The organism is Tsuneonella flava (assembly GCF_002870965.1).
Classification (GTDB): Bacteria; Pseudomonadota; Alphaproteobacteria; order Sphingomonadales; family Sphingomonadaceae; genus Tsuneonella; species Tsuneonella flava.
The window spans coordinates 113,436-135,663 of record NZ_PHSO01000001.1; the positions used below are offsets into that span (position 1 = coordinate 113,436).

The following is a 22,228-nucleotide window of genomic DNA, read 5'->3' on the forward strand; positions in this document are numbered from 1 at the left end:
CTGTGAATGCTCGGCTAGGCGGCTTCCCTGCTTCTACGCTCGACCTCTGTGTAATGGGCCTTGATCTTGCCGGGCGTATGCTTTGAAATGGTGATGCCTCGGGTGACCCGCAGGAAATCCTGACCGTTCAGGTCCTCCCGCGGCACCAGCACGCGTTCCTCGACCCGTATGCGCAGGAGATCATGGCGTCCCAGTGCCGCGTGCCGATAGGCCACGTAGGAGGGGTGATGGACCGTGGAATGGGCACCGGCCCATAACTCGCATGTGCGGTCGTAGAAATCATTCCGGATCGAGCAGATCGGGACCAGCAATTGGCGCCCCTCTTCGTCGGGATCCGTGCAGATGATGTGGAGGTGTTTGCGCCAAGGATCGTTGGCAGGACCTGACGGCATTAGGAGGGTGCCACGCCTGAAGAGATTGGCTGCCATCAGTCGCCTCCGAGGATGTCGGCGAGCGAGCGGCGTTGTTCAATCTCAACGGCTGACCGGTCGGGCTCCGCCATTCCAACTTCCCGCATGATTCGGGCCAGGGGGATCGGCCGGCTGCTGTTCTTTGGATCGTGCCATTCGGGCACGTTGCCGTCCTTGTGGGTCCACATGCTCAGCGCCATGGGTTCCATGAAGCCGACCTTGTCCCAGACGCCTGCGAGCGCTTCGATGTCCGCCTCGCTAAGCTCGTCCAGATCCTCTACGCTCACGCCTTCGCGAAGCCTCAGGGTGTTTTCGTGGCGGCTTTCGAGGAACGCCGACCATCCCTCTGGATCTTCACGCTCACCCTTCGCATAGGCGTAAGTGAGGTCGTTGACCGGTCCGAGCGGCAGCGCAACGCGAGGTTCGAGCAGGATCGGTTCGCCCCAGCGAGCGATGCTTTCGCGATCGCCGAGGTAGACCAGCTTGATCGCTTTGATGAGATCGATGCTGCGCTTGCCGGTCCTGAGGGCGAAGTAGGCGATAACCTGCGCCGCCTTTCGCGGATTGTAATTCTTTGCCCCCATGTCGCTCCCCGATCCGTAGGCCATGGTCAGTCGGCTAGACCCGAAGCGTAAACAAAGCATTAGACGGGCCGGCGACGCATGGCGCATGGCATTGAGCTCGCGGGCGATCACCTTGTATTTTTCCATCACGTTCACTCCTTCAGGTTTCTACCCCTTCGGAGGAAGCGCGATGCGGAGCTGATTGAAATTCACGCTGGCGTGAGAAACGATCTATGGTCAGGCACGCATTTGGTCAGGTTCATGTGCAGGCCGTCTTTCAACATCGGAACGGCGCGTTTCGCACCAAAAATATCATCCATGATGGGCTCACCGGTCGGACCGGTGGGAGCAACGTCGAATGGGGCGAATCCGTCAGCGACGACCAACACCTCGTCGGTTTGTAGGCGAAGTAGCGACGACAGCGGGTGAACGCGATTGCGAGTGAGCCGAAGCGTCTCGCGTCAGGTGTCGATTACGCGGGAAATAGTGCCGGCTGAGCCTGAACTACTCTGCGCAGATTGTCCTCGACGAGTTTGCCCAATTGAATCCGATCGATACCCCGGACACTTTCCAGCCCTGCGAGGCAGTCGTAAGCCTGCCATGGCATGAGCGGATCATCGCCAACGCGCGTGAATGGTGCGTCGGTTTCCGTGAGGACCCGGTCCAGGGGCATCGCCGAAGCGAGCTCTCGTCCTCTTCCGGATCGAAGCATGGCCGGACCGATGGAGAACCAGCATCCCAGGCTAACGGCACGTTCCAATTCCCGCGTCGTCCCGCTGAACCAGTGCAGTATGGGGGTCCCGGCTCCCGGGTGCAGATCCAGCGCATCCAGCACCCTTGAAGCGGCCCCTCGCGAATGGATGCTCATCAAGCGGCCGCCGAGGCGTGAGCACTCGGAAAGGATCCTTTCGAACACCTTGACCTGCAGCTCTAGCGATTGCCGGTGCGCCGGGCTTCCGTCGAGCCCGATCTCGCCGACATATCGCGTTTCCGGTAGCAGGCCACAGAGGAGCGCTACTTCCTGATGGCGTTGTGCGACGACCTCGGGGTGGAGCCCGAGCGCGACCCGCACCCGCTTGCGATCACCGACGAGCTTCGTGGTGCCACGCCAAGCCTTGGGAGTGGTCGTTACGGCAAGCACATAGGTGCCTCTGGCATCGATGCCATCGAGCACTGCACTAGGGTCGGGATAGAGGTCGAGATGGCAGTGGAAATCGATCATGGAACACGTAGGCTCGCGTGCAGCGCTGCGAGTTCGGCGATACCACGGTCGACAACGTCGCGATAGGGCTGGACCTTGCCGACCAGTTGACTGTTCATGGCGCCCCCGATGAATTCGTTGATGCCGCTGGCGCGCACCGTCTCGATCGCGATGGCCACCGAGCGCACGTCGTCGAAGCGTGCATGCTTGCTATCGTTCAGGCTCAAGTCGTCGTATTTGTAACCGTCCGTCGTATCATCGGGATGACCCCAGGCGAGGTAGGCTCCTCGCCTCACCTGGCATGGCACGCAGCGTCCGCAATGCCGGAACCCGGTCCGCGAATAGCGTCCGCAGCTCGTGGAGGCCCCGGCCAGACCGGAAAGAAGACTCTGGTCTGCGCAACCGACGAGCATCTCGCCTTTCGTTGTGGTCTCGTAGGGATTGTTGAGATTGATGCGCAGGCCTACTTCGTCGAGGGTATCCTGAATCAAGCGCAGGAAATACGGATGCGTGGTCCTCGTGCTGAGGGATCCGGTGCGCATGGGCGTCAGAGGCACGTTCTGGCTGATGAAACCGTTCTCGGGGATTCGCAGTTCGACAGGGCTGCCGTCGCGGTGCTTCGCGAGACAGGTGGCGGCCAGAACGCCGAAGCCTAGGAATGCCAGCGAACGCGCTCTTTGCGATCTCTCCGACCGGCCGGGAGGCCGGGCGTGGTGGTTCACCTGAAGGTGGAGGCCCGTCGGCGATATAGAATGCGCGAACCGCTTCTGGGTGTCGGAGTCGCCCTTGGCGATCTGACTGACGAACAGCGGCGTGCGACCCTCCTTCACGACATCGATCGCACCCACCAGGCTGTCCATGCCGCCGGACAATAGGCAGACGAGATCTTCGGAGCGCACCCGTTCCTTGCCGCGACCAGGCGGAACGATGCCGTGCCCTACGAACTCGAGCGACCAGATGTCACCCGACAGGAACCGGAGTGCTTCGGTCAGGCGCCCGCGCTGCGTTTTCCAGAGGTCGGGATTCGTTACCGCCAGGGTGAGCTCGATCTCGCGCGTCCAGCCGTCGGGGCTGCGTTCGCGCGATACCGCTTCGTCGGCAGCGACTGCGGAAAGCGCGAAGGAGGTGAAATCCCAGGCCGCCTCCGATGGACGCAGGCCCTGTCGTCGCAGGGGGCCTGGCACCAGGTCTCCGACGCGCCCTCTCGAGCCGATACGGGAATTGGAATAGAGGTCGAACCGCACATCCGAACCGGGCAGGTCGGCCATGTCCTCGGGAAGGCAAGAGATGGTTGTCATAGGTCGGCATCGTCCTCGAAAACCTCGAAGGTCTGCTGGATGGCATTGTTCGAGATGCGCTCGATGGCTGCCCTACCGACCGTTCCCGCCTTGGCACGCTCGGTCGCATATTCGGCTGCGACGACTTCGCGCACGTAATCCTTCATCTCCTGTAACCTCTCCAGGCCTTCTCCCTTGGTGGGGGCCTTGTCGATGACCGCCTTGCCGACGTCGAGCTCGATCCTGTGCGCGACGTCATGACCGAGGAGCGAAGCCGTCACCTGGTCGATCTGTGCAGGTGTGAGGCTCGTGAGGTCCGGGTTCTGTGTCAGGACCTCCGATAGAGCGCGCGCCGCGGAATCCCGCGTGGCCTCCGCGTCCTGAGTCCCATCGATTGGCCTGATCGCATCAATCAGCGCATCGACCGCCTGATCCGGCGGCAGGCCGGCGAGTGTTTGTGCGTCGATGCCCAGATCTGGCGGGAGAGGAGCGCCGGAGGAAAGCGAAGTCAGTGCGGAATGGAGGCTGCTGGCCGTCCGGGATGACCCACCGAGGCGCCGTGCCGCGTTCCGGCTTCCGCCCATCCCGCCTCTCGAATAGTGACCTAGGCCACGCTTCAGATGGCGTTCCCGATCCGCCCCTCCGCCGGCGAATTTACCGAGCGAAGTTCGAGTCCCGCGCCAACGACCGGGTGGTGATGGATCTGGTGGAGGCGGCTGTTGCTGAGGACTCTGAGGCGGGTTCGGGTTCCCCTGCCCGGGAGGCGTGCCCGGGCCGCCCGGCGGGGACTGGGGATTGGGCTGCGCGTTCGGAGGTGTCTGTTGGGGCGCTGGCCTCGGGGGATCATCCACCCAAGGCGGCACGATGGGGATATCGGGCCCCGAACCAGGCCCCTTGCTTGATGCAGACGTTCCCATCAGCGCTCTCCCTTCATCGCTGCCTGGATCGCCTTGTGCGCAGCGCCTCTCATGTCTTCACGGGCGTTGAGCGAGGTAAGCACTTGCTTTCCCCATTCGGTGTTCGCCAGACGTGGGACCAGCGCTGGCTTGACCTGGCTGGTTGGCACCTCGGCGAAGAACGCGACGACAAGGGATGCGGAAGCCGAGGATTTGTCGGCGAGTGTCTGCATGGCATTGAGGATGTTCGGCGTTCCCCACGAAGTTTCCTGGCGGGCCTTGAGGAGGACCGCATCGGTGACATGCGCTATTTCCTGCGTGGATAGATTGGCGACCTCCTCGTTCACGGTCGTGCTGGCCGAATTCATCTTGAGGAGCATGTCGAGCACGCTCTTGGCATCCGATGACAGCTCGTCTGCTCGCGATATGATCGGATGCGTTTCCCTACTGACGTAAAGGGCACCGCGCAGATCGCGGTCGGCAAGGGTTGGATCGAGGGCGAGCCAGTTGGAATGGAAGGGGTCGTTCCAGGGCTTCTCCAGGGGCGCATCGCCCTCGCCCCGAACATTCTTCTCCTTGTCGGCAAGCAAGGTTGGGTGTCCGTCTTCCGCTTCGTTCACGGCCCTCAGCACCTCGGCGTATGCGTCCTTGTCACCGCACCGTTCGAACAGGAGCAGCTTGACCAGGACCTCTTCGTCGACGTTCACTTCCTGTATCCGCGCCATAGCCATCCGCATCGAGAGCGTGTTGAGGAACCGCTTGATCAGCCTGGGATTGCCTTGGATCTTGGGTGACGTCGTGAGGATCGGTGCGATACGCTCGGCGAGGGCAAGCCTGTTGAGCAGACTTGGTGGGCATTCCCCGATCTGTTCGAGCATGAACGCCTTGTCGACGCGCTTCCCCTCCCACGAGCGTCCCAGTCGTTTGCAGACCGCTTCTCGCATTTCCTCCTTTCTGTTGTCGTCGAGGTCCACTTCGTTCTCGACGAACAGCATCATCAGATATGCCCGCACTTCCTGCGTTCCCAAGGGAGGAACGCGGATGGGGAGTTGAATCAGCTTGTCGAAGTAGTTTGTGACAAGGTCATCGTCGAGTTCGGCCCCATCGAAATGCGAGCGCACGGCCTGACGGATCATGCCCTCGTCGGCTGCTATCACGAAAGCGGTGTGCTTGAGGAACAGGAACAGCCGCATGGCTTCGAGCGTCGCGATGGCGGTCTTGGGCAGGCAGCGGTCGAGATCGTCGATGAGAACGACCAGTGTGATGCCAAGCTCTTCGAGGGTCGCTTCAAGATCATCCCGAAACGCCTGAATGGCCTTTCGAGGTGTTTCTTCGGCTGGTTCGGTCCCCTCCCCGTCTTTCTCCTCGTCGATGAGAGATTCCCCGCCCGAGATGCCCTCTACAACGAAATCCTTCGCTCCCTTGACGTCCTCTCCGGTGACGCTGCCGTCCGTCAGGCCGCTCAATGCTGCCATACCGCCGGCTACGAGGGGGGTCATCGTCCCCATAGTAAAGTAGTCAACTGCTGCTGAGCCCGCGAGGCCTAGCAGTCGCAATTTTTTCACCCGCCTGAGCAGGCCTTTCGCCTTTTCAAGAACAGGCTTGGCTAGAGTGTCCTCCTTCTCGATCGCCTGTTCGACCACCGTTGCGGTAATGGCTTCCATAAGAGCAGCACGGGCATCGTCGTAGTTTTGATAGAGCCATGCATTGAACTCGACGAACCGGACATCGACTTCGTCGCGCCCTTCAAGTGAATTCCGCAGTAACTTCATCATCGAGGATTTGCCGACCCCCCAATCGCCGGAGATACCCATCGACAATGGCTCTCCGCGAGCGCCTACGATCCGCTCAGCGGCGATCTCCGCGACCTGCGAGAAGTTCACTAGGTCGCGAACTGTTTCATTGTCTGACCACATTTTTGGAAACGTCTCCCCTCGGGAGCTACGTTCATACTACCTTAGTTCAACGTCAAGTCGATGACTCAGATATCCCCTGACGATGCCAATGCACCCAAGGGCTTACCAACGCCGAACGGGGACGATCCGTATCGCTACAGAAGCGAACGTGAGCCTTCCTGACACGACCGGATCGCCCTCTACGTAAGCGGGCACGCAGTCTTTAGGATTCGCCACTCGCTTATGGGGTTAGCTTTTCTGATCGCAGCATGGGTCGCGACTCTAACTACTCACAGCTGATCAAGGGGCCGTGTTCAGGCGGCCCGCAATCGGGGATGCACGCCTGCGCAAGTATGCACCTCGACTGTCACGTGGGCATATTCTTCGTGGACGGCCAGTCGTCCAGCATACTCCTCTGGTGCGAGAGGGCGATCGGCGACCAGCGAGACGATAACGGCATAATACCCGGGGCCGACCCGCCAAACGTGGAGATCGTTCACCACCGCATCCCCATCCTCGATCGCTTCGCGAACTTCCGCAAGGCGATCCGGGCCGGCTTCCGCATCGATGAGGACGCTCGCCGTATCGCGCATCAACGACCAGGACCACCGAGCGATAACGAACGCGCCGACGAGACCCATGGCAGCGTCCATCCAGGCCCATCCCAAATAGCGGCCGGCGAGTAGCGCGACGATCGCCATGACGGAGGTCAATGCATCGGCGAGAACGTGGAGGTAAGCGGAACGAAGATTGTTGTCGGTATGCGAGTGCGCGTGGCCGTGATCGTGCGAATGATCATGACCATGATGATGGTGATGATGATCTCCGCCTAGCAGCCATGCGCTGGCCAAGTTGACCAGCAAACCGAGGACAGCCACCCAGATCGCCTCGGAATAGGCGATATTGGCCGGTTCTAGCAGACGCTGAAAGGATTCGAACGCAATACCGATCGCGAAGACCGCGAGAAGCAAGGCGCTCGCGAACCCGGCGAGGTCGCCGACCTTCCCTGTTCCGAAGGTGAAGCGGGGATTGCCGACATGCCGTTTCGCGAACCAGTAGGCGAAGGCTGCCACACCCAGAGCGCCCGCGTGCGTCGCCATGTGGATGCCGTCCGCCAACAGGGCCATTGAGCCGGTCCACAGCCCTGCGGCGATCTCGAGGACCATCATAGCTGCGGTTAGCGCAACGACCCAACGTGTCCGGCGCGCGTGACTGTCGTGGGAAGATCCGAGGAAATCGTGCCGGTGGACAGAGGCATGTGTTCGATCGTGATGCATGGCACTTGTCTACTTGTCGGCTGCATCCTTGGTCAATGGGGCCACTTACCGAGATGTCGGGAGATGCTTCCACAAGGCGCAATGCAGTCGGACAGGTCGAAGGTCAGAACCAGAACCGCACACCGACGACGTAATTGGTCACGCTCGGATCCTCTCCTTCGGCGCGGGCGTAATCCGCGCTTTGCCCGACCCGCCATTCCTGATCGATACCGATGTAGGGGGCGAACTCGCGCGCGAAATGGTATCGCAGGCGCACTCCGGCTTCGATGCTGTCCAGACCCGCACCGATGCCGAGCTTGGGCACGTCCTGCGCGGAGAACGACGCCTCTACCCTTGGCTGGATGACCAGCCGCTGCGTGATGCGCTGGTCGAGTTCCGCCTCCACGCGTGCAGTCAGGTCGCCCTGGTCGGACAGGAATGCAGCTGCATCGATCTCGAAAAGGTAGGGTGCAAGACCCTGGATACCCACGACAGCATAGGTGCGGTCCATCGGGGCAAAGTCCTGCCGGATACCGGCCTGGAGATCGAAGAAGGGAGCGATGGCGCGGCTGTATAGCGCCTGCATTTCGGCGCCTTCGATGTCTTCGCCGAAGCTTCCCTCGCCTTCCGACTTGAACCAGAACTTGTCGAGGTCGCCGCCGTAATATCCCTGCAGGTCGAAGAGATAGCCATCCGAACCCTCGCGGGCACGATATTCAACGCGGTCGCCCTGGAACCAGAAATACTGCTGCCCCCCCTGCTCATGGCGCAGGAGTTCGCGGGCTTCGTCCATCGCCTCGGCGCCCCAGTAGGCATCAGCGGCGTTCGCCGGACCCGAGCCGGCCGAGGCAGGAGGCGGTCCTGAGGGAACTTCCATCGACATGTCGTCATGCCCCATGGTCGAATGGTCCACCTGTTCGCCGGTTGCCTGCCCGTCCGAACCCGGTTCGTGGCTCATGCTCGAGTGGTCCATCGACGAATGGTCCATGGTCGAGTGGTCCATCTGGGAGCGGTCCGTGCCGCTATGGTCATCGGATTGCTGCTCGCTCGGCGCGCAGGCACCTTCGGGAACGGCGTGGCCCATCGCGCGGTGCCGTTCCGCTTCCGCTTCGCACGCGCTCTGTTCCTGTGTCGCGGGGGACGTGGTCTCCCGGCCATGTGCGGAGTGGCCTTGGTGCTGCGCGAAAGCCGGCGACGCCGACCCGGCGAGCAGGATTGCGATCAGATACCTCATCCGCTTTCTCCCACGCGCTGGACGTCCGGTTGGTCGCCCCGCTGCGCCACGGTCACGATCTGGAACATGCCAGCGTGCATGTGATAGAGAAGGTGGCAGTGAAACGCCCAGTCGCCGGGTTCATCGGCGGTCAGGTCGAACTGGGCGGAGCCGCCCGGCTGCACGATGACGGTGTGCTTCTGCGGCTGCCGGTCGGCGGGTGCACCGTTGACCAGCTCGAAGAAGTGGCCGTGCAAATGGATCGGGTGCGCCATCATGGTGTTGTTCACCAGCTTCACGCGCACGCGCTCGTTGTAGGCGAAGCGGATCGGCTGATCGCTGACGGCCGAGAACTTCTTGCCATCGAACGACCACATGTATCGTTCCATGTTGCCGGTCAGGTGGATCTCCATCTGTCTGGACGGCGTCCGCAGATCGTCGTTGGGCTCGAGCGCGACGAGGTCGCGGTAGTTGAGCACCTTGTGCGGCATATCGGCGAGGCCGACGCCGGGATCGCCCATGCGGTCCTGCGGGTTCATCGCCACCATGTCGATGCCCGGTCCGATATTCACGTCGGATGGCAGGCGGGACGTGTCCCGCATGTTCATTCCCCTCATCGACATTCCTGCCATCGCCGCGTCGCTGGACGATGCCTCGCCGCCCATTTCCATGCCACCTGAAGAAGGAGCATCATGACCCATCGCGCTGTGGTCCATGCCGTCCATGCTCCCGCCGGTGCCGCCGCCATGCGAGCCGTGATCCATTCCACCCATACCCATTTCGGCCATGGTCAACAGCGGTGGATCCCGCAGTGCCGGGACCGGTGCACGCGCACCGGATTGGCTGGCGAGCGTCGCCACCGCCATGCCCGAACGGTCCATGCTCTCGGCGACGATCGTGTGCGCTTCGCCGGTCGGTTCGACGACGATGTCGTAGGTCTCGGCCGTGCCGATCTGAAACTCCTCGACCTCGACCGGCCGAACGTTGAGTCCATCGGCGGCCACTACCCAGAACTTCATGCCCGGGATCCGCACGTTGAAGAAGCTCATCGCGCTGCCGTTGATGACGCGGATGCGCACGCGCTGGCCCCGCGAGAACAGGTATTCCAGGCCTTCCTGGGGACCATGTCCATTGGCGAGATAGGTGTATGTCGACCCCGTCACGTCGAGAATGTCGGTCGGCATCATCCGCATCTCCGCCCACATGCGCCGTTCCTCGCCGGTCAGTGGGTAGTCGTCGGTGAGCGTGCGCTGCTGGTAGTTGAAGTAGCCCTCGCCCTTCTTCAGCTTCGACATGATCGTGTGCGGATGCATCGGCGTGAATTCGCTGAGCAGCAGCACGTAGTCGGCGTCGGCCTGCACTGGATCGGGCCCGGCCGGATCGACGATGATCGGTCCGTAGTGGCCCGCCTGCTCCTGCAGGCCCGAGTGGCTGTGCCACCAGTAGGTGCCCGCCTGACGAAGCGCGGGCACCTCGTAGGTGAACGTCTGGCCTGGCTTGATACCGGGGAAGCTCACGCCGGGCACGCCGTCGAACTGAAACGGGACCAGGAGACCGTGCCAGTGGATCGAGCTGTCCTCGTCGAGCGAGTTGGTGACGTTGAGATTCGCCGGCTCGCCTTCCTTCAGCCGCACGAGGGGGCCTGGAACGCTCCCGTTCACCGCGACACCCATCCCATGGCGGCCTTGCACGGAGGATTGACCACGCGCGATGGTGAGATCGATGCTGCGGCCCGACACCTCGTCGAAACCCTGACGGATAGCGGGACCGCTCATGTTGGCTCCGCGGGCCCAGGCCGGCATCGCCAGCGCTCCGGCTCCAAGCACGCCAGCGCTCAACAGCCCCCGGCGTGAAACATTCAGTTCAGACATAGGTCTTGCAACTCCTTCGCCATCGGACATATATACCCCCGCAAGGTATTGCAAGATACCCTGACAGGGTATGAACCCGAAAGGATGATATGTGACCAAGCCCGATATTTCCCGCATCGTGAATCGCCTGCGCCGGATCGAAGGTCAGGTCCGCGGCGTTGCGCAGATGGTCGAGGATGATCGGTATTGCATCGATATCTTGACGCAGGTCCAGGCGGTGAAGGCCGCGCTAGGGCGTGCAGAGAGTGAAATCCTCAAGCGGCATGCGGGCTGCTGTGTGGCTGAGGCCATCGCGAGCGGCGACGCCGAGGAGCAGAAGCAGAAGTTCAGTGAGTTGATCGACCTGTTCGAGAAGGCCAAACGGTGAGCCCAGGGCTACGCTTTCTTGTCTCGCTTATCCTGCTGACGATTGCCCAGCCTGTTTTCGCTCATGGCCCGGAGCAACACGAGAAGGACAAGGCTACGCCCGCCGCCGCGACTGCGAACGCGAATGTGTCTCACGAGGTCTCACCAGCCGTTGGCGCGAAAGATGAGCAAGGGCATCCAACACGATCTGCAGATCATCACGAGGCTCAAGCGGCATCGATCTGGACGAGACTGCACCCGGCCACGGTGCATTTCCCGATCGCCTTGCTTCTGATGGCCGCGCTTACCGAACTTCTGTCGATCTTCAGCCCGGCGCCAGGCTTACGAAGCGCGGTGCGGGTGATGGCCGTGGGCGGTGCCGTCGGTGCCGTAGTCGCGGCGTTCTTCGGGTGGATTCACACCGGACTCTGGTTTGGGGGTGATGCGACGATGCAGTGGCATCGCTGGACCGGCACGGGATTGGCGATAGCGGCCCCGCTCGCGGCGCTACTGTCTCATCGTGCGGACCGCCTTCCTTTTCGGGGTCTGCTGTTCCTGATCGCGATCATCGTGCTCGCTCAAGGGTATTGGGGCGGCGAACTCGCTCATGGATCCAACCATCTGGGATTATGAAAATGCCTATTAGTCGTTACGCTCTTATCTCCATCGGAACCCTCGCGCTCGCAGCCTGCGGAGCCGACGCTGTCCCCGAGGCGGACGAGACTGACCGCGCCGGAGCTACATCATCGATGACGGATGCGGCACCGCGATCATTGGATGTCGTGGACACTGCGGCTGACGGCGCCTCGGCTCCGGCTGCCTCGCAAACGGTCGCTGCGACCACGCCGGATTCCGCACCCCGGACATCTGCCCGAAATTCGGACGATCGTTCATCCACGGCACCGGAACCCGCGCCGAGGCCGGCGGTGCCAAGTCCCACATCCACTATCCCGTCGCCCGATTCTCACGCCGGGCACGATATGTCCGATATGTCGGAACACGAAATGGAAGGAATGCATCAATGAATCCTCGTTCGACCAGGACCGTCCGCCGCTCGCTCGCCTCCTTCGCGACCATCCTCGTCGCGGCGTGTGCCGGCGTCGCCCAAGCGGCCACCTTCACCATGTATCGAGATCCCAATTGCGGCTGCTGCCTCGAATGGGCCGAACATATGGCACAGGGCGAGAAGCACGAGGTGAACTCGGTCGACCATCCCGACATGGGCGTGGTCAAGACCCAGCATGGCGTTCCCGATGACCTGCGCTCCTGCCATACCATGATCGCCGATGGCTACGTGATCGAAGGCCATGTGCCCGCTGCCGACGTCGAGCGGTTGCTCGCGGAGCGCCCGGATGGTGTAACCGGCCTCGCCGTGGCAGGCATGCCGATGGGCTCCCCCGGGATGGAGCATGGCGATCATCGCCAGCCCTATCAGGTCATCGCCTTCGGGCCTGAAGGACGTAGTGTCTGGGCGAGCTATCCAGGGAATATGTGATGAGTGACCGGAAACCCACCAGCGCGTCCGAAAAAGCCGCCACCGTCTACCGGATGGTGATGCCGGACCATGTGTGTCCCTACGGCCTTAAGACGATCGACCTGCTGAAACGTGAAGGTTTCGAGATCGAGGACCATCACCTCGAAACGCGCGAGGAGACCGACGCGTTCAAGGAAAAGCACGGCGTCAGGACCACGCCCCAGACTTTCATCGGCGGCCAGCGGATCGGGGGCTACGACGATCTGCGGGGGCATCTCGGCAAGTCCGTCCAGAGAGAGGACGAGACTAGCTACCAACCGGTGATCGCCATCTTCGGTGTCGCCTTCCTGCTCGGTCTCGGGATCAGCTGGTATGTCTTCGGCAGCATCTTCACCGTGCAGGCGATCGAATGGTTCGTCAGCCTATCGATGGCGCTCCTCGCTGTTCAGAAGCTACAGGACGTGCGCAGTTTCTCGACCATGTTCTTGAACTACGACCTGCTGGCGCGCCGGTGGGTCCGATACGGGTTCGTCTATCCCTTTGGAGAAGCGCTGGCGGGTATCCTGATGGTGGCGCACGCGTTGCCGATCATCTCGGTCCCGGTATCGCTGTTCATCGGCACGGTCGGCGCGGTCAGCGTGTTCAAGGCGGTCTATGTCGACAAGCGCGAGCTGAAATGCGCTTGCGTGGGAGGTAGCAGCAACGTGCCACTCGGCTTCGTGTCCCTGACCGAGAACCTGTTCATGATCGGCATGGGACTGTGGATGGGCGCAAAGGCGCTCGGCTGGATCACGCTATAATCTCCCGGAGTTTTCCATGAGTTCAACCAATCAAACCAGATCGAACGATGGCGCCGGCAATTACTGGCGCTTCATGGCGATGGTCTCGACATCGACCGTCATCATGTTCTTCCTCATGTATGCCAACACGTATGACGCTGATCACATATTCTGGAGCGAGACGCGCTTCTGGATGATGTTCGTGATGGGCGCGATGATGATGGTCGTCATGCTGCTTTTCATGTGGGGTATGTATAAGGACAGGACCAAAAACTTCATCGTCCTCGGCATGGCAGTGGTCGTCTTCGCGCTCGCGCTCTGGCTGGTTCGCAGCCAGACGACCATCGACGACGAGGAATACATGGCAGCGATGATTCCGCACCACTCGATCGCGATCATGACCAGCGAGCGGGCCAGCATCAAGGATCCGCGGGTGCGCAAGCTCGCGCATGACATTATCCTCGCTCAGCGCCGCGAGATCGCGCAGATGAAGTATCTGATCTCCGACATCGAGGAGAACGGCGTGCGGAATGAAAGGCGCCTGCCGGTCGGACTCGAAAGGTCGGGTGGCGTCACGCCGCGAACGGACCCCGCATCCGACAAAACACCTGACGAAGGAGCCGCGCAATGAAGACGGGCCTTTTCCTCATCGTTGGGCTCACTGCGACCCTGGCTGCGTGCAACCAAAATACTGCGATCGGCAACGATCGTGAAGCGCGTCTCGATCCGCCAGCAGGAGCCTCGCCGATCGAACCCGCTTCCAGCGCGCTGCAGAATGTCGCGACCGCATTGGTGAAGCCCGAAACCATGACCGATGCCGACATCGCTGCCATTGGAGGTAAGCAGGGACGCTGCGTGTTCCGGCTCACCGAGGTCGGGTTCCCGACCTTTGTCTACGAACCCGGTGGTCTAGGTTTCATCAAGTTGAACGGAAAGCTCATTCCGGTCGAGCCTGCTGGCTCCGATCGTTTCAATAGCGGCGAACTCTTGGTGACGACGCGGATGCTGGACGGGGAAGGAAATGCGGGATTGTCAGCGCAGCAGCTGATCGTGGTTCCGCCCGGAGCGGGGGACGAGCTCGGTTACAGCGGCTATGTCGACTGCGACCGGTGAAGGCCTTCCGTGCAGCTTATGGCTGAAGGGATCCCCGCCCAATGCCTGAAGTTCTCGGTATCTGAGGGATAAGGCTGTTAATGTGGATCGTGCCCCCGCTTCTCTCGCTCTGGCGGCACGAAGCATTGGCTCCAACCGCGATGGTCATGCCACAATGTCCCTTGCGATGAAGGAGGCAAATGTCACTCCCAGCAGATCGTCCTACTGCGATCGTCTTCGAGACAGGCTTTCTACGATCCGGCAGTCCTTGATCAAATCTCCCTCGCAGGACCGCATCATCTCTTCTAGTTCCTCATGAAGGGATTTAAGATCGGCGATCTTCTGCTGGACGTCTTGCATTTGATGCCTGACAAGGCGGTCGATGTCCGCGCACGGCTTCTCCTTGTGCTCTGAGAACGCAAGTAACTGGCGCACCTGCGCCATGCTGAATCCCAGGCCCCTGGCCCTGCGCACGAAAGTCAGTGTCGCCAGATGGCTGTCGGAATAGTCGCGGTAATTGCTGTCTGTGCGATCCGCAGCAGGCAAGATGCCTTCTCGTTCATAATAGCGGATCGTCTCCGCCTTTGTGCCGGTGGCTTTCGCGAGTTCTCCGATACGCATCGCTTGACCTTGTAGTTGCTACAAGGTGCATATGTTCTTGCGACTCGAACGTTGCAAGGAGAGTGGCATGGCGAAGTCCTGTTGCCAGACGCCGGAACCTGACACCGCCGCGCACAACGATCCGCGCTGGCGCCGCGTCCTGTGGATCGCACTCATCGCTAATGCCGCCATGTTCGTGGTGGAGATGGTGGCTGGTGTCGCTGCTGATTCCCGTTCGCTCCAAGCCGATGCGCTCGATTTCTTCGGCGATGCCGCGAACTACGCGATCAGTCTTGGCGTTGCCGGGATGGCGCTCGCATGGCGGGCCAGAGCTGCCTTGGTAAAGGCAGCGACCATGCTCGCGTTCGGTATCTGGGTGATCGGCTATGCCATCTATGGATTGATGGCGGGTGCCGATCCGGAGCCGGTAACGATGGGAATGGTCGGCACGCTGGCTCTGGCGACGAACGTGATCGTCGCGCTCATGCTCTTTCGGTTCCGAGATGGCGATGCGAACATGCGGTCGGTATGGATCTGCTCGCGCAACGACGCGATCGGAAACATTGCGGTTCTCGGCGCCGCCCTTGGGGTATTCGGAACGGGCCAAGCGTGGCCCGACCTGCTGGTCGCCTCGATCATGGCCGCACTAGCCCTCTGGGGCAGCGTGGAGGTGTTCGGGCATGCGCGTCAGGAACTGGGTCATGGATAGCGGCGCTATTCCCAGCAAGGATGCATTCCTAGCAGAAGAATACCGACGCGCAGCAAAGGCTTCGGACGAGCAGAATTTCGACGGAGCTTGGCACCATCTTGAGCGGGCCCACGTGGTTGCCCAAGATCGCTTGGGACCGCACTGCGCCTCGCATTTGCGTATGCTGAAGCTTGCGTGGAGGACGCGTGATTGGCGCGAACTTCCCGGTCAGATATTCCGACTTTCCCTTGCCCCCATCGGCAACATCACCGGAAGACTTCCAACCGGAAACAGTGGTCGTTCGAATGTAAGCGCATTCGCCCGGATGGAAATAGAGCCGGAAATCAGGCGTGTGCTTGGTCAATCGCCGTGTGGTGATGATCGCACGCCGAAGAAAACCGATGCGTAAATCGATGGTATTGTTATGAAATCACATGCCACCTGGCGAGATAGTTCTTTCGCAGCCGAACCTCCGCTGCTACCGGACACGCGATGACCCGGCTCTTCGCCCGCTCCCTCTTGCTTCAGCTGATCACGCTGTGCACTGCATTCGGTGTGCTGTGGGCTCCGGTGGCGGAAGCGGCCGAATGCGCGGGAGAGCCTCCGGTAGCATCTCAGCTCGAGCAGCACGACGAGCCCGGTGATGATGACCGTGGCCCGGAGAAGCACAGCGTCTGTGCGCATGGCCATTGCCATCATGTTTCGCAGGCCATCGGGCGATCGTCTGACGCCTATACCTCGGGCGCGGTCATGGGTGCCCTGCGCGCTGGCGACCAGCCCTCGTTCGCGTCCAATCTGACCGAACTGGCAACGCCCCCTCCTCGCGGCTGACGTTCGCCGCGCGTCGGACCTGTTTTCCGATGCCGAACTGAACGTCAGCAGAGGAATACCCATCCATGTTCGCTATATCGTGGCGAGCAGCCCCCGTCTGGGGGCTGATACTCGCCCTGTCCACGGGACCGGCCAGCGCGCAGGACCCGCGTGTCGTCACGCTCGACGACGCCCTTGAACTCAGCGGGGTCGCCGCTGAGGCCGATACCGCCACCACCAACCCCCGCCTCGTGGGGCCCCGCGCTGAAACAGACGCGGCGGTCGCGCTTGTCGATCAAGCCCGTCTCCGGCCTAATCCCGAAGTGTCCTTCGAGGTCGAGAACGTCGCTGGCAGCGGGGCATTCTCGGGTCTCCAGTCTACCGAATATACGCTCTCCGTCGGCCAGCGTCTCGAACTCGGCGGCAAGCGATCTGCGCGGATCGGTGTGGCCGAATCCCAGGCCGAACTGGCATCTCTCAGGGCCGACCTTACCACGGTCGAACTGGGACAGCTGGTGCGCGAGCGATATTTCGCAGCTGCTGCCGCAGCCGCCCGGGTCGAACTCGCGCAGGACGTGGTCGCGCGAAATGAAGAGCTTGCCCGAATTGCCGGTGTCCTTGTGGAGGTCGGCCGCGAGCCGCCTTTGCGCGCATTGAGGGCGGATGCGGCCCTTGCCGAAGCGCGCGCGCGCCTGGTTGAGGCGGAGGCGGAGAGCCTGTCGGCTCGGACTGCGCTCGCTGCTCTATGGGCCGGCAGGGAAGCGCCATTCGTCTCGGCGCAATTTCCGGTTATCCTTCCGCCCGCTTCCCTTTTGACCCAAGCAGCGGAAAGCCTCACCTATAGGGTCGCGCGAGCCGAGAGCACCGCTGCAGCGGCGGAGATCGAGCGGCAGCGGAGCCTGCGTATTCCCGATCCCACGGTCTCCGCAGGCGTGCGGCGCTTCGAAAAAAACGGCGATAATGCGTTCGTCGTTGGCGTTTCGATCCCGCTTCCTTTTCGCGATCGAAACCAGGGCAACATCGCTGCTGCCGAAGCTCGGCTGCGCGCAGCGAACGCTCGCGAAGCCGTGGCCCTCGCGGATTACGAGCAGGCGGTCGCCACGGCCCGGGCCAGGTATCTTGGTGCCGAAGCGCGCGTCGAGACCCTTTCGCAGACATCGCTCCCGCAGGCGGAGGAGGCACTGCGCCTCGTTCGCATCGGATATCGCAACGGACGTTTTCCCCTGATCGAAGTTCTCGCGGCCGCAGAGGCACGCGACACGATCCGCGAGGCGCTCATCGCCGCCCGCGAGCAGAGGGGCCTGGCCGCAGCCGAACTGATCGGGCTGGCCGCACAGTGAAGGATATATCAATGACACGCAGAAAGCTGGCGATCCTCGTCGGTATCGTGATCGCAATCGGCGCTATGGCGTTGATATTCTGGCCAACCTCCGAGGTCGACGACCATGCAGGTGAAGATGACCATGCGCAGGAAGAAGCTGCGACCGAGACACCTGAAGGGGTGATCACGCTTAGCGAAGAGCAGATCAGCGAGGCCGGGATACAGCTGGCCTCCGTCCGGTCTGGAGCCGCTGTCGAGCTTGTCTTTCCGGCGACTGTCGCGGCGAACCCCACTTCCACCGCCCGCATCGACGCCCGCGCTTCGGGTGTCGTCCGCTCGGTGGGCAAGACGCTGGGCGACTACGTTGCACGCGGCGAGACCGTAGCGCGCATCGAGAGCGCGGATGCCGCCGCGCTTGCCTCGCAACTCAGCACGGCACGGGCCCGGGTGACCGAGCTGTCTTCCGCCTACGAACGCGAACGGCGTTTGTTCGAGGAGAATGTCACGGCCCGCCAGGATCTGGAAGGCGCGCAGGCCAATCTCAGCGTAGCCCGCTCGGAATTGCAGCGGGCGCAGGCCGCGGTAGCGGCAGCTGGGGTCAGCGGCGACGGGCGTTCGCTGGCAGTCACCTCTCCCCTGGCTGGCAGGATCACCGCGGCACCGATTGTGCTCGGGGCCTTCGTGGAAGCCGGCGAGGAACTCTACCGCGTGGTCGATCCCAATGGACTCCAGATCGAGGTGGCATTGCCTTCGGCCGAAGCCTCTCGCATCCAACCTGGTGACGAGGCGGTGCTGCTGGTCGGCGACGGTCGGGAAATCGGCGCCCGGGTTCGTTCGGTCACGCCTTCGCTCGATCCGGAGAGCCGCAGTGCGACTGCGGTCCTGTCGTTATCACGCGGCGTTCCGGGGCTTCAGCCGGGTGCCTTCCTTCAGGCACGGATCAGGCCTTCGGGCGAAATCGACCGCGACCGCATCGCAGTGCCGGAAGACGCTATCCAGGTGGTCGAAGGACGCGACGTGGTCTTCGTCCGGACGAAGACCGGCTTCCAGGCTCGCGACGTGGAGCTCGGGACACGATCCGCTGGTCAAGTGACGATCCTTTCCGGTCTTCAGGAGGGATGGCGGATCGCTGTCACCAATGCCTTCCTGCTCAAGGCCGAACTCGGGAAGGAGGGCGCGACCCATGGTCACTGAGACTCACAACGAGCCCGCCGTGGCAACCCATGCAGATACGGGCAGTCATCGCCACGGTTTGATCGGGGCCATCCTCGACATTGCCGTGCGGTTCCGCTGGGCTGTGATCGTCCTCACCGTCTTCGCAGCCATCTACGGCGCCATGAACCTTTTGCGCCTTCCGATTGATGCGGTGCCGGACATCACCAACACGCAGGTGCAGATCAACACCAGCGCGCCTGCCCTCTCTCCCTCGCAGGTGGAGACGCAGGTGACCTTCCCCATCGAGACCGGGCTTGCCGGGATCGAAGGGCTGGAGATGACCCGCTCGATCTCGCGTAACGGCTTCAGCCAGGTCACCGCGATCTTCGAAGAAGGCACCGACATCTACTTCGCACGGCAACAAGTGAACGAACGGCTGGCCCCGATTGGTGCGTCGCTGCCGGAAGGAGCGGAGCCCACGATGGGACCGATCTCGACCGGCCTGGGCGAGGTGCTCATGTATACGATCGAATACGAGTATCCGGGAGGTCGCGATGCGCCCAAGGGTGGTCGAACAGGCTGGCAGTCGGACGGGAGCTTCATCACCGAACGCGGTGATCGCCTCAACACCGAGGTCGCCAAGGCAGCCTATCTTCGCACGGTGCAGGACTGGGTCGTTGCTCCGCTCATGCGCTCAATTGACGGCGTTGCCGGGGTGGATTCGATCGGCGGCTATGAGAAGCAGTTCCTCGTCCAGCCCGATCCTGCCCGTCTTACGGGCTATGGCCTATCGTTCGACTCCCTGATCGAGGCCTTGGAAGCGGCAAACCTCGCTGAAGGCGCCAACTTTGTCGATCGTGCCGGAGAGGCTCTGCTCGTCCGCGTCGATGCGCGTCTTGGGGGCACTCAGGACATCGAACAGGCGGTGGTCGCGACCCGCGAGGGCGTTCCGATCCGGATCGGGGATGTCGCCTCGGTTCGCATCGGCGGCGACCTCAGAACCGGCGCTGCCTCGCTCAATGGCGAGGAAGCGGTCGTTGGAACGGTCCTGATGCGCAGCGGCGAGAACAGCCGCACCGTGGCTGCCGCCTCGGCCGAGCGACTGGAAGAAGTCCGCGCCTCGCTCCCTGCCGGAGTGGTCGCCGAGATCGTCTACAACCGCTCGTCGCTCGTCGATGCGACCATCGCCACGGTCGAGAAGAACCTTGTCGAGGGCGCGCTTCTGGTGATCGCAGTCCTGTTCCTGATGCTCGGCAATATCCGGGCAGCGATCATCGCCGCATTGGTCATTCCGATATCCATGTTGATGGCAGCGGTGGGAATGAACAGGCTTGGTGTCTCGGGCAATTTGATGAGCCTCGGGGCACTGGACTTCGGCCTTATCGTCGATGGCGCAGTTATCATCGTCGAGAACAGCGTCGCGCGGCTCGCCGCCAGGCAGCACCGCGAAGGTCGATTGCTCCGCCTCGGCGAACGGCTGACGGAGACACGGCTGGCTGCACAGGAGATGATCAAGCCGACCGTCTACGGTCAAGCGATCATCCTCTTGGTCTATGCGCCGCTTCTCACCTTCACGGGGGTCGAGGGCAAGACGTTCTCACCCATGGCCATCACGGTCATGCTGGCACTCGCCTCCGCCTTCGTGCTGTCCCTGACCTTCGTGCCGGCGATGATCGCGGTGCTCCTCAGTCGCAAGCTGACCGAGAAGGAGGTCAAGCCCGTTCGGATGGCGAAGGAACGCTATGGCCCGGCGGTGCGCCGCGCCATCGCACGTCCCTGGCCGGTGATCGGTGCGGGCGCCGGGCTCTTCGCCGTAGCGGCTTTCGTGTTCACCTTCCTCGGCAGCGAGTTCACACCGCAGCTGGATGAACGCGACATCGCGGTTCAGTCGCTGCGGATACCGTCGACCTCGCTCGAACGATCGCTCGCCATGCAGAGACAGGTGGAGGACAGGCTCGAGACCTTCCCGCAAGTCGAGCTGGTTTTCTCGCGCACCGGCACGGCCGAGGTCGCGAGCGATCCGATGCCGCCGAACGCGTCCGACGCCTACGTGATCTTGAAGCCGCGCGAAGAGTGGCCCGATCCCGACCTGTCGAAAGATGAACTCGTCGCACAGATGGAGGAGTCGCTCAGCGGTCTGGTGGGCAACCTCTACGAATTCAGCCAACCCATCGAACTGCGCTTCAACGAGCTGATCGCGGGTGTTCGCGGCGACGTGGCGGTCAAGCTCTACGGAGACGACCTTACCGCGCTGACCCGGTCAGCCGGAGAGGTGGCCGAGGTGTTGCGCGGCGTCGAGGGTGCTGCCGACGTCAAGGTCCAGCAGGTCACTGGCTTTCCTACGCTGGACATTGCCTTCGATCGCCCGACGATCGCCCGATACGGTCTGACCGTGGAGGAGGTCGCACAATCAGTGGCTATCGCGCTGGGTGGTCGTCCGGCGGGACTGGTATTCGAGGGGGACCGCCGCTTCGATGTCGTCGTGCGGCTCGAGGATGCGACCCGGGACGATTTCGATCAGCTCGGCGCTCTGCCCGTAGTCCTCGAAAACGGGGTAACGGTCCCGCTTCGCACGCTGGCGGATTTCCAGGTGGTAGATGGTCTCGCCGAGGTTCGCCGGGAGCAGGGTCGCCGATTGGTGATCGTGTCGGCGAACGTGCGCGAACGCGATCTCGGCTCTTTTGTTGAGGAGGCCCGCGCAGGTGTCTCCGAAAGCGTCGAATTGCCGGCCGCATCCTTCATCGAATGGGGCGGGCAATACCAGAACCTCCAGGCCGCGCAGGCGAGGCTCGCCCTCGTCGTTCCGGTCTGCTTCGCGCTGGTGCTGCTGCTCCTGTTCATGGCGCTCGGCGGGTGGGTTCCGGCACTCGCGGTCTTCAGCGCGATTCCGATGGCGCTGGCAGGCGGGGTCTTCGCGCTTGCCTTACGGGGGATGCCGTTCTCGGTGTCCGCCGCAGTGGGCTTCATCGCCCTATCGGGCGTCGCGGTATTGAACGGCCTCGTGATGATGACCGCGATACGCCAGCGCCTCGATAAGGGAATGCCTCTCGATGAGGCGATCTCCGATGGCGCATTGGCGAGGTTGCGACCGGTGCTGATGACAGCGTTGGTGGCTTCGCTCGGCTTCGTGCCTATGGCCCTTGCAACCGGCACTGGCGCGGAAGTCCAGCGTCCGCTGGCCACTGTCGTGATCGGCGGATTGATTACCGCGACCGCGCTTACGCTCTTCGTCCTGCCCGCGATCGCGCGGCTCGTGCTCAATCGATCGGATGATGAGCGCAGCTGGCGCGAGAAGTGGTGGGATCGCCTGCGTCGAAACGTGACCAGCGACGAGCAGCGCGAACTGACGGACATCGTATGATGGTCCAAGAAAGGAGAATAC

22 protein-coding genes are annotated in these 22,228 nt (G+C 62.4%); 12 read left to right on the top strand and 10 right to left on the bottom strand.

Going from position 1 to position 22,228, the window contains the following annotated elements; all coding sequences use genetic code 11:
- Window positions 1-14 precede the first annotated feature (14 nt).
- The 9 genes from CV013_RS00560 to CV013_RS00600 form a co-directional block, all read right to left on the bottom strand.
- Complete coding sequence (locus CV013_RS00560; protein WP_102153326.1) at window positions 15-428, bottom strand: hypothetical protein; 414 nt, start codon at window positions 426-428, stop codon at window positions 15-17.
- Window positions 428-1,120: a Panacea domain-containing protein gene (locus CV013_RS00565; protein WP_102153327.1), complete on the bottom strand. Its 693-nt coding sequence runs from the start codon at window positions 1,118-1,120 to the stop codon at window positions 428-430. Before CV013_RS00565 ends, CV013_RS00560 begins: the two co-directional genes overlap by 1 nt.
- Before the next feature lie 325 nt (window positions 1,121-1,445).
- On the bottom strand, window positions 1,446-2,195 hold the full coding sequence (gene qatD, locus CV013_RS00570; protein WP_102153328.1) for a Qat anti-phage system TatD family nuclease QatD: 750 nt from the start codon (window positions 2,193-2,195) through the stop codon (window positions 1,446-1,448).
- Window positions 2,192-3,442 (bottom strand): Qat anti-phage system QueC-like protein QatC, encoded by a 1,251-nt coding sequence (gene qatC, locus CV013_RS00575; RefSeq protein WP_102153329.1) that lies wholly within the window; start codon window positions 3,440-3,442, stop codon window positions 2,192-2,194. Before qatC ends, qatD begins: the two co-directional genes overlap by 4 nt.
- Window positions 3,443-3,468: 26 nt before the next feature.
- Window positions 3,469-4,035, bottom strand: coding sequence for a Qat anti-phage system associated protein QatB (qatB, locus tag CV013_RS00580; RefSeq protein WP_102153330.1), 567 nt, complete (start codon window positions 4,033-4,035; stop codon window positions 3,469-3,471).
- Window positions 4,036-4,367: 332 nt separating this feature from the next.
- Entirely contained in the window at window positions 4,368-6,263 is a 1,896-nt protein-coding gene (locus CV013_RS00585; RefSeq protein ID WP_102153331.1) for a KAP family P-loop NTPase fold protein, read from the bottom strand.
- A 293-nt stretch (window positions 6,264-6,556) separates the two neighbouring features.
- On the bottom strand, window positions 6,557-7,519 hold the full coding sequence (gene dmeF, locus CV013_RS00590; RefSeq protein ID WP_102153332.1) for a CDF family Co(II)/Ni(II) efflux transporter DmeF: 963 nt from the start codon (window positions 7,517-7,519) through the stop codon (window positions 6,557-6,559).
- Window positions 7,520-7,622: 103 nt separating this feature from the next.
- On the bottom strand, window positions 7,623-8,732 hold the full coding sequence (locus CV013_RS00595; protein ID WP_102153333.1) for a copper resistance protein B: 1,110 nt from the start codon (window positions 8,730-8,732) through the stop codon (window positions 7,623-7,625).
- A complete protein-coding gene (locus CV013_RS00600) occupies window positions 8,729-10,582 on the bottom strand; it encodes a copper resistance system multicopper oxidase (RefSeq protein ID WP_102153334.1) in 1,854 nt (617 codons plus the stop codon). The genes CV013_RS00595 and CV013_RS00600 overlap by 4 nt, the downstream gene beginning before the upstream one ends.
- Before the next feature lie 91 nt (window positions 10,583-10,673).
- Between CV013_RS00600 and CV013_RS00605 the strand changes: the two genes are divergently transcribed.
- The 6 genes from CV013_RS00605 (at window position 10,674) to CV013_RS00635 (ending at window position 14,293) form a co-directional block, all read left to right on the top strand.
- Window positions 10,674-10,949: a metal-sensitive transcriptional regulator gene (locus CV013_RS00605; protein ID WP_102153335.1), complete on the top strand. Its 276-nt coding sequence runs from the start codon at window positions 10,674-10,676 to the stop codon at window positions 10,947-10,949.
- A complete protein-coding gene (locus CV013_RS00610) occupies window positions 10,946-11,560 on the top strand; it encodes a DUF2231 domain-containing protein (RefSeq protein WP_102153336.1) in 615 nt (204 codons plus the stop codon). Before CV013_RS00605 ends, CV013_RS00610 begins: the two co-directional genes overlap by 4 nt.
- A gap of 388 nt (window positions 11,561-11,948) precedes the next feature.
- The gene (locus CV013_RS00620; protein WP_102153338.1) at window positions 11,949-12,422 is read left to right on the top strand and encodes a DUF411 domain-containing protein; all 474 of its coding nucleotides are present in this window, start codon (window positions 11,949-11,951) and stop codon (window positions 12,420-12,422) included.
- Window positions 12,422-13,201, top strand: a complete 780-nt coding sequence (locus CV013_RS00625; protein ID WP_223805367.1) for a glutaredoxin family protein — start codon at window positions 12,422-12,424, stop codon at window positions 13,199-13,201. Before CV013_RS00620 ends, CV013_RS00625 begins: the two co-directional genes overlap by 1 nt.
- 79 nt (window positions 13,202-13,280) lie before the next feature.
- On the top strand, window positions 13,281-13,811 hold the full coding sequence (locus CV013_RS00630) for a DUF305 domain-containing protein (protein WP_223805395.1): 531 nt from the start codon (window positions 13,281-13,283) through the stop codon (window positions 13,809-13,811).
- Window positions 13,808-14,293: a DUF6692 family protein gene (locus CV013_RS00635; RefSeq protein ID WP_102153339.1), complete on the top strand. Its 486-nt coding sequence runs from the start codon at window positions 13,808-13,810 to the stop codon at window positions 14,291-14,293. The genes CV013_RS00630 and CV013_RS00635 overlap by 4 nt, the downstream gene beginning before the upstream one ends.
- Window positions 14,294-14,494: 201 nt before the next feature.
- Here CV013_RS00635 and CV013_RS00640 read toward each other — a convergent pair whose 3' ends face one another.
- Window positions 14,495-14,893 carry a MerR family transcriptional regulator gene (locus CV013_RS00640; protein WP_102153340.1) on the bottom strand — a complete coding sequence of 133 codons (399 nt, stop codon included), beginning with the start codon at window positions 14,891-14,893 and terminating at the stop codon, window positions 14,495-14,497.
- Window positions 14,894-14,960: 67 nt separating this feature from the next.
- On the opposite strand from CV013_RS00640, the gene CV013_RS00645 reads away from it, so the two are divergent.
- The 6 genes from CV013_RS00645 (at window position 14,961) to CV013_RS00670 (ending at window position 22,207) form a co-directional block, all read left to right on the top strand.
- Window positions 14,961-15,581, top strand: coding sequence for a cation transporter (locus CV013_RS00645; protein WP_102153341.1), 621 nt, complete (start codon window positions 14,961-14,963; stop codon window positions 15,579-15,581).
- A complete protein-coding gene (locus CV013_RS00650; protein ID WP_102153342.1) occupies window positions 15,574-15,969 on the top strand; it encodes a DUF3703 domain-containing protein in 396 nt (131 codons plus the stop codon). Before CV013_RS00645 ends, CV013_RS00650 begins: the two co-directional genes overlap by 8 nt.
- 83 nt (window positions 15,970-16,052) lie before the next feature.
- A complete protein-coding gene (locus CV013_RS00655; protein ID WP_102153343.1) occupies window positions 16,053-16,391 on the top strand; it encodes a hypothetical protein in 339 nt (112 codons plus the stop codon).
- Between the two features lie 65 nt (window positions 16,392-16,456).
- Window positions 16,457-17,710, top strand: coding sequence for a TolC family protein (locus CV013_RS00660; RefSeq protein ID WP_102153344.1), 1,254 nt, complete (start codon window positions 16,457-16,459; stop codon window positions 17,708-17,710).
- 11 nt (window positions 17,711-17,721) lie between these two features.
- Complete coding sequence (locus tag CV013_RS00665; protein WP_102153345.1) at window positions 17,722-18,885, top strand: efflux RND transporter periplasmic adaptor subunit; 1,164 nt, start codon at window positions 17,722-17,724, stop codon at window positions 18,883-18,885.
- A 58-nt stretch (window positions 18,886-18,943) separates the two neighbouring features.
- On the top strand, window positions 18,944-22,207 hold the full coding sequence (locus CV013_RS00670; RefSeq protein ID WP_123640009.1) for an efflux RND transporter permease subunit: 3,264 nt from the start codon (window positions 18,944-18,946) through the stop codon (window positions 22,205-22,207).
- Window positions 22,208-22,228: the final 21 nt, after the last annotated feature.

Bases quoted from the DNA above. Each gene is read 5' to 3' on its own strand.
- CV013_RS00560 (WP_102153326.1), bottom strand. From the start codon at position 428: ATGGCAGCCAATCTCTTCAGGCGTGGCACCCTCCTAATGCCGTCAGGT.
- CV013_RS00565 (WP_102153327.1), bottom strand. From the start codon at position 1,120: ATGGAAAAATACAAGGTGATCGCCCGCGAGCTCAATGCCATGCGCCAT.
- qatD (WP_102153328.1), bottom strand. From the start codon at position 2,195: ATGATCGATTTCCACTGCCATCTCGACCTCTATCCCGACCCTAGTGCA.
- qatC (WP_102153329.1), bottom strand. From the start codon at position 3,442: ATGGCCGACCTGCCCGGTTCGGATGTGCGGTTCGACCTCTATTCCAAT.
- qatB (WP_102153330.1), bottom strand. From the start codon at position 4,035: ATGGGCGGAAGCCGGAACGCGGCACGGCGCCTCGGTGGGTCATCCCGG.
- CV013_RS00585 (WP_102153331.1), bottom strand. From the start codon at position 6,263: ATGTGGTCAGACAATGAAACAGTTCGCGACCTAGTGAACTTCTCGCAG.
- dmeF (WP_102153332.1), bottom strand. From the start codon at position 7,519: ATGCATCACGATCGAACACATGCCTCTGTCCACCGGCACGATTTCCTC.
- CV013_RS00595 (WP_102153333.1), bottom strand. From the start codon at position 8,732: ATGAGGTATCTGATCGCAATCCTGCTCGCCGGGTCGGCGTCGCCGGCT.
- CV013_RS00600 (WP_102153334.1), bottom strand. From the start codon at position 10,582: ATGTCTGAACTGAATGTTTCACGCCGGGGGCTGTTGAGCGCTGGCGTG.
- CV013_RS00620 (WP_102153338.1), top strand. From the start codon at position 11,949: ATGAATCCTCGTTCGACCAGGACCGTCCGCCGCTCGCTCGCCTCCTTC.
- CV013_RS00625 (WP_223805367.1), top strand. From the start codon at position 12,422: ATGAGTGACCGGAAACCCACCAGCGCGTCCGAAAAAGCCGCCACCGTC.
- CV013_RS00630 (WP_223805395.1), top strand. From the start codon at position 13,281: ATGGTCTCGACATCGACCGTCATCATGTTCTTCCTCATGTATGCCAAC.
- CV013_RS00635 (WP_102153339.1), top strand. From the start codon at position 13,808: ATGAAGACGGGCCTTTTCCTCATCGTTGGGCTCACTGCGACCCTGGCT.
- CV013_RS00640 (WP_102153340.1), bottom strand. From the start codon at position 14,893: ATGCGTATCGGAGAACTCGCGAAAGCCACCGGCACAAAGGCGGAGACG.
- CV013_RS00645 (WP_102153341.1), top strand. From the start codon at position 14,961: ATGGCGAAGTCCTGTTGCCAGACGCCGGAACCTGACACCGCCGCGCAC.
- CV013_RS00650 (WP_102153342.1), top strand. From the start codon at position 15,574: ATGGATAGCGGCGCTATTCCCAGCAAGGATGCATTCCTAGCAGAAGAA.
- CV013_RS00655 (WP_102153343.1), top strand. From the start codon at position 16,053: ATGACCCGGCTCTTCGCCCGCTCCCTCTTGCTTCAGCTGATCACGCTG.
- CV013_RS00660 (WP_102153344.1), top strand. From the start codon at position 16,457: ATGTTCGCTATATCGTGGCGAGCAGCCCCCGTCTGGGGGCTGATACTC.
- CV013_RS00665 (WP_102153345.1), top strand. From the start codon at position 17,722: ATGACACGCAGAAAGCTGGCGATCCTCGTCGGTATCGTGATCGCAATC.